This window comes from Microbacterium sp. LMI12-1-1.1 (assembly GCF_040676455.1).
In the GTDB taxonomy this organism is placed as follows: Bacteria; Actinomycetota; Actinomycetes; order Actinomycetales; family Microbacteriaceae; genus Microbacterium.
Genome location: NZ_JBEGIA010000001.1, coordinates 932,581 through 945,395, shown reverse-complemented (window position 1 = coordinate 945,395; position 12,815 = coordinate 932,581). Strand labels below are relative to the sequence as shown.

At 71.3% G+C, this 12,815-nt stretch carries 11 protein-coding genes; 7 read left to right on the top strand and 4 right to left on the bottom strand.

Annotated features, from left to right (window positions below; genetic code table 11):
* Positions 1 to 164: 164 nt before the first annotated feature.
* The 7 genes from MRBLMI12_RS04600 to ccsB all read left to right on the top strand — a co-directional run bounded on the left by MRBLMI12_RS04600 (position 165) and on the right by ccsB (position 6,796).
* Positions 165 to 872, top strand: a complete 708-nt coding sequence (locus tag MRBLMI12_RS04600; protein ID WP_363354280.1) for a ThuA domain-containing protein — start codon at positions 165 to 167, stop codon at positions 870 to 872.
* Between the two features lie 180 nt (positions 873 to 1,052).
* Positions 1,053 to 1,724 (top strand): DedA family protein, encoded by a 672-nt coding sequence (locus tag MRBLMI12_RS04595; protein ID WP_349428597.1) that lies wholly within the window; start codon positions 1,053 to 1,055, stop codon positions 1,722 to 1,724.
* Between the two features lie 88 nt (positions 1,725 to 1,812).
* Positions 1,813 to 2,442 carry a histidine phosphatase family protein gene (locus tag MRBLMI12_RS04590; protein WP_363354277.1) on the top strand — a complete coding sequence of 210 codons (630 nt, stop codon included), beginning with the start codon at positions 1,813 to 1,815 and terminating at the stop codon, positions 2,440 to 2,442.
* A complete protein-coding gene (locus tag MRBLMI12_RS04585) occupies positions 2,439 to 3,077 on the top strand; it encodes a TlpA family protein disulfide reductase (RefSeq protein WP_349428593.1) in 639 nt (212 codons plus the stop codon). The genes MRBLMI12_RS04590 and MRBLMI12_RS04585 overlap by 4 nt, the downstream gene beginning before the upstream one ends.
* Entirely contained in the window at positions 3,074 to 3,931 is an 858-nt protein-coding gene (locus tag MRBLMI12_RS04580; protein WP_363354275.1) for a cytochrome c biogenesis CcdA family protein, read from the top strand. Before MRBLMI12_RS04585 ends, MRBLMI12_RS04580 begins: the two co-directional genes overlap by 4 nt.
* Positions 3,932 to 3,986: 55 nt before the next feature.
* Positions 3,987 to 5,705 carry a cytochrome c biogenesis protein ResB gene (resB, locus tag MRBLMI12_RS04575; protein WP_363354273.1) on the top strand — a complete coding sequence of 573 codons (1,719 nt, stop codon included), beginning with the start codon at positions 3,987 to 3,989 and terminating at the stop codon, positions 5,703 to 5,705.
* Positions 5,706 to 5,710: 5 nt separating this feature from the next.
* Complete coding sequence (gene ccsB, locus MRBLMI12_RS04570) at positions 5,711 to 6,796, top strand: c-type cytochrome biogenesis protein CcsB (RefSeq protein WP_363354271.1); 1,086 nt, start codon at positions 5,711 to 5,713, stop codon at positions 6,794 to 6,796.
* 67 nt (positions 6,797 to 6,863) lie between these two features.
* Here ccsB and MRBLMI12_RS04565 read toward each other — a convergent pair whose 3' ends face one another.
* From MRBLMI12_RS04565 to MRBLMI12_RS04550, 4 genes are all read right to left on the bottom strand, one after another.
* Positions 6,864 to 7,367: a nitroreductase/quinone reductase family protein gene (locus MRBLMI12_RS04565; RefSeq protein WP_363354269.1), complete on the bottom strand. Its 504-nt coding sequence runs from the start codon at positions 7,365 to 7,367 to the stop codon at positions 6,864 to 6,866.
* 370 nt (positions 7,368 to 7,737) lie between these two features.
* Positions 7,738 to 8,208, bottom strand: a complete 471-nt coding sequence (locus MRBLMI12_RS04560) for a hypothetical protein (RefSeq protein ID WP_363354267.1) — start codon at positions 8,206 to 8,208, stop codon at positions 7,738 to 7,740.
* Between the two features lie 33 nt (positions 8,209 to 8,241).
* Complete coding sequence (locus MRBLMI12_RS04555) at positions 8,242 to 9,753, bottom strand: YhgE/Pip family protein (RefSeq protein WP_363354265.1); 1,512 nt, start codon at positions 9,751 to 9,753, stop codon at positions 8,242 to 8,244.
* Positions 9,750 to 12,806, bottom strand: coding sequence for an MMPL family transporter (locus MRBLMI12_RS04550; RefSeq protein ID WP_363354263.1), 3,057 nt, complete (start codon positions 12,804 to 12,806; stop codon positions 9,750 to 9,752). Before MRBLMI12_RS04550 ends, MRBLMI12_RS04555 begins: the two co-directional genes overlap by 4 nt.
* Positions 12,807 to 12,815 lie beyond the last annotated feature (9 nt).

The following is a 12,815-nucleotide window of genomic DNA, read 5'->3' as shown; positions in this document are numbered from 1 at the left end:
AAATTGCGTTCGCCCGGCAATGCGTCGGTGGCATCGTTTGTCGACGTTGCACCTGCCCGTCGATGTGGAGGGATCAAGTCGATGATGACGACACCGCGAACCGGACCGGCCGCAGCCCGCTGCACGGGCCGCCGACCTGGCGTCGCACGCACCGAGGTCCGGCCGTGAGCGCGCGGCGCGCCCTCATCGTCCGCGGGGGCGGCGACGGATATCGAATCGTCGAGGCGACGGAGATGTTCCGGTCGTTCCTGGACGACCACGGCTTCGACGTGAGGGTGGAGGAGTCCCACGCGATCTACGCCGACCGCGAGGAGATGGCGCGGATCGATCTCGTCGTGCAGTGCGTGACCGGCTGCGAGATCTCCGACGAGGCGCTGCGAGGACTCCGCGAGGCGGTCGAGCGGGGCACCGGGCTCGCCGGCTGGCACCGTGGCATCGCCGACTCCTACCGCAACAGCTCCGACTACCTGCAGCTGATCGGCGGCCAGCTCGCCACGCATCCGGCTGCCGGCGCCGATGGCCAGGAGCAGGACCGCCCGGACGAGACGGTCTGCTACACGGTCGATGTGACTGACATCGGCCGCTCGCACGAGATCATGTCGGGACTCGAGGACTTCACGCTGCGTACCGAGCAGTACTGGGTGCTCACGGACGACCTCAACGAGGTGCTCGCGACCAGCACGCTTCCCGTGCGGCCGCACCGTCCGTGGCACCGGCCCGTCACCACGCCCGCGGTGTGGACGCGTGAGTGGGGTCAGGGCCGGGTCTTCGTCGCCGCACCGGGCCACAATCTCCGGGTCCTGCGCGACGTCAGCGTGCGCACGATCATCGAGAGAGGGATGCTCTGGGCGAGCCGAGGCGGAGCGCTCTAGGCATCCGGTCGCCGGCGCCCCGCTGAGCGTCCGGGTCTCAGGAGACTCCGGCAGACCCCATCGGCTTCGGGGGGTCTGCACCCGGGTTCCGTTCATCCTTCTTCCGTAGCGTGGACCCGTCGCGCCGAACGGTCGCGGCCGCCGCCACCAGGTGCCGACCGACGGACGGGGATCCGACGAATGACGACTGCGACGACGACCGACGGCTCGTGGCTGAGCACGCTCGCCGATTGGGCGGTCTCGCTCATGGACGTGATCGGACCGGCCGGCGCCGGCATCGCGATCGCCATGGAGAACCTGTTCCCACCCCTGCCGAGCGAGGTGATCCTGCCGATGGCGGGGCTCGCCGCGAGCCGTGGCTCCTTCACCGTCGTCGAGGCCCTGGTGTGGACGACCGCCGGATCGGTGATCGGGGCGCTGCTGCTGTACGGCCTCGGTGCCTGGCTCGGCGTCGCCCGGCTGCGTGCGATCGCGGCGAAGGTGCCGCTGCTGAAGCCCGAGGACATCGATCGCACGGTCGCCTGGTTCGAACGGCACGGCGGCAAGGCGGTGTTCTTCGGGCGCATGATCCCGATCTTCCGCAGCCTCATCTCGATCCCCGCCGGCATCACGCGCATGCCGTTGTGGCGATTCGCCCTCCTGACGGCGGCGGGCAGCCTGCTGTGGAACTCGATCTTCGTGCTGTCCGGATACTTCCTCGGTGAGTCCTGGCACATCGTCGAGCGGTACGCGGACATCCTGCAGTACGCCGTCATCGCCGTCGCCGCGGCAGCCGTCCTGTGGTTCGTCGCGGCGCGCGTGCGCGAGGCGCTCGCCGCGCGCGATTCCCGCGGTGAGCCCGAGCTCGACTGAATCCGACTCCGCCCGAGGCGCCGCGCGTGCCGCGAACCTGGGAGCACGCTCAGCCGGCCCATAGATGAGGCCCACGTAGACTGGGGCGGTGCCCGCAGCTCGCCTCCATCTCGTGCGCCACGGGGAGGTTCACAACCCCGCCCGCGTGCTCTACGGGCGACTCCCGGGCTATGGCCTGAGCGCAGAAGGCCGCCGCATGGCCCGGCAGGCGGCGGAGTACGTGAAGTCGCTGGACCGGCCCGTCTCGGCGCTGGTGTGCTCGCCGCTGCAGCGGACGCAGGAATCGGCCGAGCCGTTCGCCGAGATCTTCGGCATGGCGCCGGTCATCGACGAGCGCGTCATCGAGCCGACCAACGTCTTCGAGGGCAAGCGCATGGCGATCGCCATGGTCAACCCGTGGAACTGGCGCCACCTCCGCAAGCCGGCGCTCCCCAGCTGGGGCGAGCCGTACGCGGACGTCGTGGGGCGCATGAACGCGGCGATGACGCACGCGTGGGATGCCGCGGACTCCGGTGACGTCGTCATCGTGTCGCACCAGCTCCCGATCTGGATCACCCACCTCGCGGTCGCCGGGCTGCCGCTGCGGCACGACCCCCGCGCGCGCCGCTGCGCGCTGTCGAGCGTGACGAGCTTCGAGATGGTCGACAAGAAGTGGACCGAGACCGCCTACGCCGAGCCGGCGTCGACGGCCGGCGCGGTGGATGTGGGGGCGGTATGACCGGTCGGCGGTCGCTGAGGGAGCGGAGCGGGACGCGGCGCAGGACGCAGGCGGCGGCATCCGCCCTCCTCGTCGTCGGCCTGATCGCCGGTCTCGCCGCGTGCACGAGCGACCCTCTCGCCGACCAGTACCGGTCCGGTGACAACAAGGGCTTCGTCGCCGCCGACGGCTTCCGCGTCGTCGAGATCTCGGCAGACCAGCGCAGCGAGCCGGTCGACTTCGAAGGCGTGCTCGACACCGGCGGCACGACCTCCAGCGCCGACTACGCCGGCGACGTGCTCGTCGTGAACTTCTGGTACGCCGGCTGCGCGCCCTGCCGTGTCGAAGCGCCCGAGCTCGCGGCGGCCGACGCCGCATTCGAGGGACAGGATGTCGCGTTCCTCGGCGTGAACCTCTACGACGGCGCCGAGGCGTCGCGCGCGTTCGCCGACACGTACGGCGTCTCGTACCCCAGTGCCCTGGCGACCGAGGACGGGTCGATCAAGCTCGCGTTCGCGGGGGAGAGCCCGCTCAACGCGGTCCCCGTCACGCTCGTGCTGGACAAGGAGGGCCGCGTCGCCGCGCGCCTGGTGGGGCAGATCGAGGACGCGTCGATCCTCGAGACCATCGTGCGCGAGACCCTGGAGGAGTCGTGAACCTGGGCGCGCTGGTCGCCGACGGCTCGCTGCTCATCGCGATCCCGATCGCGATCCTTGCCGGCGCCATCTCGTTCCTCTCGCCCTGCGTGCTTCCGCTGGTCCCCGGCTACCTCGGCTTCATCGGCGGTGCCGTGAGCCCGCGTCCGGCGCGGGTCGCGGTCGGCGCTTCGCCAGGCACGGCGACCGGAGACGGCTCGGCGACCGGCGACCCCCGGTCGTTGAGCGAGCGAAGCGAGACGAAACGCGCCGAACCCGCGGACGTCATCGAACCCGGTCGCGGGCGCCTCGTCCTCGGCGTGCTGCTGTTCATCGCCGGCTTCACCGTGGTCTTCGTCAGCGTGGCGATGCTCGGCGGCACGCTCGGGCGCTTCCTCCTCGAGTACGCCGACCTCATCACCCGCGTGCTCGGCGTCGTCATCATCGCGATGGGCCTCGTCTTCATCGGCTGGTTCGGCAGGGCGCAGCGCATCACGAGGCCGCAGGTGCGCAGCAGTCTCGGGCTGATCGGCGCGCCGCTGCTGGGGGTCGCGCTCGGCATCGGCTGGGCGCCGTGCATCGGACCCACGCTCGCCGTCATCCTCACCATGGCGTTCGACTCCGGGTCGGCGGCGCGAGCGGCGCTGCTCGGCGTGGCGTACTCGCTGGGGCTCGGCATCCCGTTCCTCCTCCTCACGCTCGGCTTCGGGTGGGCGACCCGCTCCGTGTCGTTCGTGCGCCGCCACATCCGCGTGGTGAACCTCATCGGCGGTGCGCTGCTCATCGTGCTCGGCCTCCTCATGGTGACCGGCGTGTGGACCGCCGTCATGGCCCAGCTCCAGGGGGTGTTCTCCAGTGTCCCGGCCCCGCTCTGACGCTCCGGAAGGCTCGGCGACCGAGGGGGCGGACGCCTCCGCCCCGGTCGAAGGGATGCTGCGTCCCGCCGATCACGCCGACTCCGCCGACTCGGCGGACTCCGCGGCTGCTCAGGACGGCATCACCCAGCCCGCCCTCGGCGTCGTCGGCTGGCTCCGCTGGGGCTGGCGCCAGCTCACGTCGATGCGCACCGCGCTGGTGCTCCTGCTGCTCCTCGCGATCGCGGCGGTGCCCGGGTCGCTCGTGCCGCAGCGCAGCGCCGACCCCAACGGCGTGCGCCAGTACTTCGTCGACAACGCCGACCTCGCACCGGTGCTCGACAAGCTGAGCCTGTTCGACGTCTACACCTCGCCGTGGTTCTCGGCGATCTACATCCTGCTGTTCATCTCGCTCGTCGGCTGCGTCATCCCGCGCACGAAGCATCACTACAAGGCGATGCGCGCACAGCCGCCTCGCACGCCCGCGCGACTGTCGCGGCTGGAGGTGCACCGGTCCGAGATCCTCGAATGCCAGGACGACGCGGATGCCGCAGCCGCCGCCGCGACGGCCGTCGAGGCCGCGCAGCAGCAGCTGCGCAAGGCCGGCTACCGCGTGGCGAGATACGACGGCGCCCGGGCATTCTCGGTCTCGGCCGAGCGCGGCTACCTCCGCGAGACCGGCAACCTCGTCTTCCACGCGTCGCTCGTCGGCGTCCTGCTGGCCGTCGGCATCGGCGGGGGATTCACCTATACCGGGCAGACCGTCATCATCGAGGGCCGCACGTGGGTCAACACGATGCTCGACTACACCTCGTTCAACCCCGGCCGGTTCGTGGACGAGGACGCCCTCACCCCCTACGCGCTCACACTCGACGACTTCTCGCTGTCGTACGTGACCCCCGGCCAGCAGGGCGCCGGGCAGGCCGGCGACTTCGTCGCCCACCTCACCACGCAGTTCCCCGACGCCGACCCCGGAGCCGGCGAGGTGCGCGTCAACCACCCGCTGCAGATCGCCGGCGACAAGGTGTACCTGATGGGCAACGGATACGCGCCGACCATCACGATCCGCGACGACGCTGGCGATGTCGTGTTCTCCGAGCCGGTGCCCTTCCTGCCCCAGGACAACAACATGACGTCGCAGGGCGTCGTGAAGGTGCCGGACGGGCTGCGCGAGCAGGTGGGCCTGGTGGGCTTCTTCTATCCGACCGCGCAGGAGCTCTCCAACGGCGCCTTCACCTCGGTCTACGGCGACCTCGAGTACCCGATGCTCACGTTCTGGGTGTACGCCGGCGACCTCGGCATCGACGGCGGCATCCCGCGGTCGGTGTATACCCTCGACCCGGAGGGGATGACGCAGCTCGCCGGCGGCGAGTCCGGCACGCAGTCCCTCGCGCTGAAGCCCGGAGAGACCGTCGACCTGCCCGACGGGCTCGGGACGGTGACCTTCGAGAACGAGGCCCCCGAAGGCGCGGCAGGGTTCGAGGACTCGGTCAAGCGCTACGTGTCGCTGTCGGTCCACCGCGATGCCGCCGCCACCTGGGTGCTGGTGTTCGCGATCCTCGCGACGGCAGGACTCCTCGCCGCGCTGTTCGTCCCGCGTCGGCGGATGTGGGTGAGGGCGACGCCGCAGGGGCATACCGTGCAGCTCGAGTACGCCGGGCTCGCTCGCGGAGAGGACCCCGCCCTCGAGGGCGCCGTCTCGCAGTTCGCGCAGCGGCACCTCGCGTTGCTCGCCGGCCGGGAATCGGCCGGCGACCGCCCCCTCCAGCCCGATTCGACCCCCGACGTAGACTGAGGATCATGCCCGACGCCTCCCCCCTCACCCTCGACTCCGTCTCGGTGCTGCTGGTCTGGACGGCCATCGCGATCTACGCGCTCGCGTTCATCGCCTACGCGGTCGATCTGGCGCGTCGAGGCGCCGTCGCCGTGGAGGCGAAGGATGCCGCCGCCCACACCGCCCGCGACCGCGAGCTCGTGGCGGCCGGTGCCGGCGGCGGCTCTGGGCGCACCGGGATCATCGAGCAGATGCGTGCGCAGGAGACGGCATCCGAACAGGCGCTCAACGCCCCCGTCGGCAGCCGCCAGCGCCTCGTGTGGGCCCGGATCGGCACGTCGCTGACGGTCCTCGGCTTCCTCTTCCATCTCGGCGGGGACGTGACCCGCGGCATCGCCGCCGGCCGCGTGCCGTGGTCGAACATGTACGAGTTCGCCCTCACCGGGACGCTCCTGATCGTCGCCGTGTACCTGGGCGTTCTCTTCCGCTACGACCTGCGGTTCCTCGGAACCTTCATCACCGGTCTCGTCGTCGTGCTGCTGGGCGGCACGGCGATCTGGTTCTACACCGACATCGTGCCGCTGATGGACCCGCTGAAGTCGGTGTGGCTCGTCATCCACGTGTTCGTCGCGTCGCTCGCGACCGCCCTGTTCGCGCTCGCCTTCGGCCTGTCGGTGCTGCAGCTGATGCAGGCGCGGCGAGAGGCGAGGATCGCCGCCGCTGCTCGTGTCCAGGACGCCGACACCTCCGCGGCGTCGACCGCCAAGACCGGGCCGGGATTCCTGCGGACGCTGCCGGGTGCCGAGGCGCTCGAGTCGCTGGCGTACCGCTTCGCGATCCTCGGCTTCATCTTCTGGACGTTCACCCTCATCGCCGGCTCCATCTGGGCCAACGACGCGTGGGGCCGGTACTGGGGCTTCGACACGAAGGAAGTGTGGACCTTCGTGATCTGGGTGCTCTACGCCGGCTATATCCACGCGCGCGCGACCCGCGGATGGCGCGGTTCGCGTTCGGCCTGGCTGTCGATCATCGGCTTCACCGCCGTGATCTTCAACTTCACGATCGTCAACATGTTCTTCAAGGGTCTGCACGCCTACTCCGGCCTGAGCTGACCAGGTCACGGCCGGTCACGGCCGAGGCCCGGTCCACACCGTATGCCGCGGACGGAATGCCTGCGGCTCAGCGCGTCCCCGGGGCGGGTTCCAGGATGACGAGAGGCGTCTCGCGGCTGCGCCGAGAGGCAAGGGCGTCCAGGTCGTCGCCGCCCTCGAGCGAGCGGAACACTTCCCAGAGGCGCTCACGTTCCGCACCCTGCGCTTCGCGTGCGATCACGTCGCGTCGCTCGCCGGGGAGATCGACGGATGCCGTCGGCCGCGCCTGCAGGTTCAGCCACCACGCCGGCGGCGGGTCGCCCCAGCCGTTCATCGCCATCGTGACGAGATTCGGGCCGTCCTCGACGTAGGCGACGATCGCGGCGCGCGGGGCACCCGAGCGGCGGCCGATGGTGTGCAGGCGCATCATGCCCCAGACCTTCGAGCTCGGCGGCCGCAGCCCCAGGCGGCCGCCCGTGACGTTGTAGATGGCGCGGTGCACGACCCACGCGGTGCGGATGAACCAGCGCGGAGGCAAGCGCGCGGAACCCGCCGGCGAGGATGCCGGAGGCTCAGACGATGCGGTGCTCACACGCCGATCATGACGGCGGCTGCGTGAAGAGCGCATCGGCCGATCGGCCGATATTCTCCACTCGCGGCCCTGGCGGGTGAGGCGTGCGGCCGCGCCGCACGCCGCGGGCTGCCGTGCCGCTCGGCCGCCGCGTGCGCGCGTTGCGCAGGAGAAATCCGCTTCCACAGGACGTTCCGGGGGGATCCGTCCTGTGGAGCGCGACTTCTCCTGTGGAAGGCCTACGCGGTGGCGCGTCGCGTTCAGCAGCGCACGCCGCGGGCTGCCGTGCCGCTCGGCCGCCGCGTGCGCGCGTTCCGCAGGAGAATTCCGCTTCCACAGGACGTTTCCGGGGGGATCCGTCCTGTGGAGCGCGAATTCTCCTGCGGACGGCCTACGCGGTGGCGGGCGTCGCCCTCAGCAGGGCGCGCGCCGAGGTGCTGCGCCGGCGGGCGACGACGATCATCGTGGCGACGAGCGCGAGGAACGTCCAGATGATCAGCCCGGCGAACGCCGCCCCGAGCCCCGAAGCCGAGGTGAGGGCCGCGAGCATGCCGTTGTAGGCCGGGGCCGTCGGCATGAGCCCCGCGATGCTCGACAGTGCACCCGGCACGGTGGAGACCACGCCGGTCGCGACCGTGAGCACGCCGATGAGCGCCGAGATCCAGCGGCCGGCGCCGCCGAAGACAGCGACGAGCGCCTGGTTCACGGCGGCGAACGCGATGCCCGCGACGACGCAGACGCCGGCGAGCGCCCACCACTCGGCCCAGCCGTACGACGCGGCGAGCTGGACGACGCCGGCGACGAGCGCGCCCTGCAGCGCGCCGAGGCCGGCCGCCGGGGCGAACGACCGCAGTGCGAGCACCGCAGACGGCTGGCGCGACGTGAGGGCGCGGCGCTACACGGCCTGCAGCGCGATGAACGTGCCGAGCCCGCCGAACCACAGCGCGAGGGTCGCCAGCAGGGGGACCGCCGACGCACCGAAGAGCGAGGTGCCCACGCCGTCGGCCTCGACCGGGTCGGCGACGACGGAGGCGAGATCGGTCGCCTCCTGGTCGGTGTAAGACGGGAGGGACTCGGATGCCGTGGTCAGGCCGCTCGCGAGCTCGGACGTGCCGGTCGCCAGCTGGGCCACCCCGTCGGCGAGGCTCGTCGCACCGTCGGCGGCCTGCGTCGCGCCCGAGGCGAGCTGCGTCGAGCCGTCGGCGAGACCGCTGGCGCCGTTCTGGATGCCGGTCATGCCGGTGGCGAGTTGGCCAGCGCCCGCGGCCGACTGGTCGATACCGCCCGCGAGCTGGGTGATCCCGCCTGCCAGCGTCGAGACACCGGTGCCGGTTTGCCGGAACTGAGCCGCAAACTTCGCGGTACCCGCGGTGTCGAAGGCGTCGAGTGCCGAGACCGTCCCCGATGCGGCGGCATCCGCGCCGGTCGCCGCTTCGAGCAACGTGTCGCAGTACGCCGTCGGCGCGCCGCTGGCGGCGCAGTTCTCCGCAACGGCGAGCACGCCGGCAGCTGCCTGGGCGGACATATCGGCGACGTCTGCGACCTCTGTGGGCACGAGGCCGGTCGCCTCGAGCTGTGCCGCACCGCCGTTCAAGCCATCGGCGATCTGCTGGGCTCCGCCGGCCGCTTCGCGCGTCTTGCCGGCGATCGTCGTCAGACCCGACTGCAGCGACGTGGCACCTCCGGAGAGCTGGCCCGCACCGTCGGCCAGCTGCGAGGCTCCGTCCGCCAGCTGCGTGTTGCCATCGGCGAGCTGCGAGATGCCGTCCGGCAGCTGTGCGGCGCCGTCGGCGGCCTGGGTCGCGCCGTCGGCGAGCTGCGTGGCGCCGTCGGCCGCCGTGCCGAGCTGGTCGCCCAGCGTCGTGAAACCGAGGAACACGTTCTCGAGGTACACGCTCGACAGCTGCGTGCCCATGGTCGAGGCTGCGGCTGTCGCCACCTGCGCGGTGATGGCGTCATCGACGATGAGGCTGTCGGGCGGGGTCGTGACCTCGATGGTCGCCTGCTCGGGCGTCGATCCCGGAGCCGTCGACGTCGCGGCGGCCGAGAAGTTCTCGGGGATCGTGATGACCGCGGCATAGGTGCCGTCCGCGAGGCCCGCCTCGGCATCCTCTTCGTTCGAGATCGTCCAGGTGAGGTTGCTGTCGAGCTCGTCCGATCCCTCGACGAGGCCGGCGGTGAGCTGACGGCCGAGCGGCACGGTCTGCCCGTCGATGGTGACGGGCTCGTCCTCGTTCACGATCGCGGCAGTGAGGCTGTCCAGCCGCTCGACGGGGTTGTACAGCGCGGCGACCAGGATGCCGCCGATCACGACTGGCAGCAGCAGCACGCCGACGAGCGTCAGCCACGTGACGGGCCGGCGGGAGCGCGCGCGCTCGACGGCCGTGGTGATCCAGTTCGGGGTCATGCGTTCACCTCTGCGGTGGGGGTGGTCAGGGGAGCGCCCGAGCGCAGCGTCAGCGAGGACACCTCGGGGCGGTGCGCGTCGGCGAGCAGGGCGAGCGCGGAACTCTCTGTGCGAGAGGTCACGACGAGCGTGAGCACGCCGTCGCCACCGCCGCGGCGCAGTGCGCTCGCGGCATCCCGCAGCAGCGCGCCCGCCTGGTCGCGCTCGGCGGCGTCGAGCGCGTCCACACCCTCGACGACGACGAGCGTCGCCTTGCCGGCGAGTGCGCGGCGCAGGGCCGGCAGCCGCTCGTCGGTGTCGCCCAGCAGTGCGAGCCCGACGTGGGCGCGCACCCAGGCGGCGCGCTCGGGGAGCAGGTGGCCGGCGACGCGCAGCTTGCCGTCGGTCGGCGCGAGCCGCCCGGCCAGGGTGAGCGCGAATGCTCGGGCGGCACGCGGGTCGCCGGTCGCGATGAGGGTGCCGCCGGGCTCGACCCGGAAGGCGGCGTCCTCGAACAGCACGACCTCGCCGGCGGAGCCACCGGCATCGGCGCGGACGCCGACGCCCTCGCCCACGACCGCGGCGGTCGTGTTCGGCTCGGGCCAGGTCTCGAGTGCGAGCTCGCGCTCGACGGCTTCGCCTTCGATATCGAAGTGGGGGAGGATCCGGTCGAGCCAGCGCGGGATCCACCAGGCCTTGTCGCCGAGCAGCGCCATCACCGCCGGCACGAGCGTCATACGCACGAGGAAGGCGTCGACGGCGATGCCGACGGCCAGGCCCAGCGCGATGGGCTTGATCGACGAGTCGCCCTCGGGCACGAAGGCCGCGAACACGGCGAACATGATGATCGCCGCCGCCGTCACGACCCGTGCCGAGGCGGTGAAGCCCGAGCGGACGGCGCCCAGCGCGATGTCGCGACGGCTGCGCGTCGAGTGGCCGGCCGCACCGCGGCGGGCGTGCACATAGTCTTCGCGCATGCGGCTGACCAGGAACACCTGGTAGTCCATCGCGAGCCCGAACAGCACGCCCATCAGGATGATCGGCATGAAGCTGATGACCGGACCCGTACGCGTCACGTGCAGCAGGTCGGCGCCCCAGCCCCACTCGAAGACGGCCGCGACGACGCCGAACGACGCGGCGACCGACAGCAGGTAGCCGAGCGCGGCCTTGATGGGCACCCAGATCGAGCGGAACACGATCATCAGCAGCACCAGCGACAGACCGACGACGAAGACGCCGAACGGCAACAGGGCGGCGCCCAGACGGTCCGAGATGTCGATGCCCACGGCCGTGAAACCGGTCACCTTCAGGTCGACGCCGTACTCGTCCTCCAGCTCGGGGGCGAGATCCCGCAGCGCCCGAACGAGCTCGGCGGTGGCCGGGTCGTCCGGAGCCGTCTCGGGCACGATCTGGATCAGTCCGGTGTCGGCGGTCTCGTTCGGCGTCGCGAGCGCGACCTCCTTGACGCCGGGAACCTTCTCGATCTCATCGGCGAGGTCGGCCATCAGCCCGAGCGGGTCGGTCGACGTGACGATCGTGCCCGTCATGATGAGCGGGCCGTTGGCGCCCGGCCCGAAGTGCTCGGCGGTGAGGTCGTACGCTTGGCGTGCCTGGCTCGACTCGGGCTGCTGGCCCGCGTTCGGGAGGGCCAGGGCGAGGCTCGCCGCCGGGATCGCCATGACACCGAGGGTCAGCACGACCGCGATGGTGGTCACCACGGGGTGGTTGGTGACCCACAGGACCCAGCGGTTGGTCTTCTTGACCGGAGCGGGGACTGCTTCCGTCGGGAGCGGGGTGGCGATCGTGCCCCGTTCGCGCGTCTCCGCAGCCTCGGTGGCCGTTCGCACGCGCACCTGAGCCTGCTCCGACGCGGGTCCGTTCAGCGCTTCCGAGATCTCTGAGCCAGCCTCCGGGCGTTTCGTCTCGCTTCGCTCGCTCAACGAACGGGAGTCCTCTTCGGTCGTCGAGCGAGCGAGCGAACGAGACGAAACGCCCTCGGCCTCGCGGGAGACTCGGGGGAGCAGCATGCCCCGCCGCTTCTTGCCGTGACCCCAGCCCGCGACCCGGCCCTTCGCGAAGCCCAGGAGGGCGGGCGTCAGAGTGATGGCAACGACCACGGCGATCGCGACGGCCACGGCCGCGGCGATGCCCATTGTCGTCAGGAACGGGATGCCGGCGAAGCCCAGGCCGATGAGGGCGATGAGCACGGTGACACCCGCGAACACGACGGCGGAGCCGGCGGTGCCGGTCGCCCGCGCGGCCGACTCCTCGGGCTCGACGCCGGCACGCACCTGGTCCTGATGTCGGGCGACGATGAACAGGGCGTAGTCGATGCCGACGGCGAGCCCCAGCATGATCGCGAGCATCGGAGTCGTGGACGAGATCGACGCGAACGCCGTGGAGACGTAGATGAGGGCGATCGCGAGGCCGACGCCGATGAGCGCCGATACCAGCGGGAACCAGGCGACGGCGAACGAGCGGAACGTCACGATCAGCACGAACAGCGCGATGAGCACGCCGACGGCCTCGATCAGCGAGAGGGCCGGCACGGAGGTCGAGAACAGGTCGCCGCCCATGGCGACCTCCGAGCCGTCGGGGAGCGTCTCGCGCAGATCGTCGGCGACCTCCTCGAGGCCCGCCTTGGTCTCGTCCGACACATCGGTCGCCTGCCCGTCGAACTGCAGTCGGATGATCGCGGCCGACTCGTCGTCCGAGACCATCCCCGTGACCATCTCGTTGAAGGGGTCCGTCACGGCGATCACGCCGTCGAGATCCTCGAGATGCGAGACGGTGTCGTCGATCGCAGACGCGTAGGGCTCGTCGTCGACCTGATCGCCGTCGGCGGCGACGATCACGAGCTGCGCACTCGTGCCGCTGGCCTGCGGAAAGCTGCGGTCCAGCAGGGCGATGCCCTCCTGGGCCTCGGTGCCCGGGATCGAGAACGAGTTGTCGGTGCCCTTCATGAACAGCGCCGCGCCGCCGCCGGCGAGCGCGAGCAGCAGCAGCCACGAGACCAGCACCCGCCAGGGGTGGCGGTACGTCCAGCGGCCGAGCGCATACAGAAGAGTCGACACAGCGCCTCC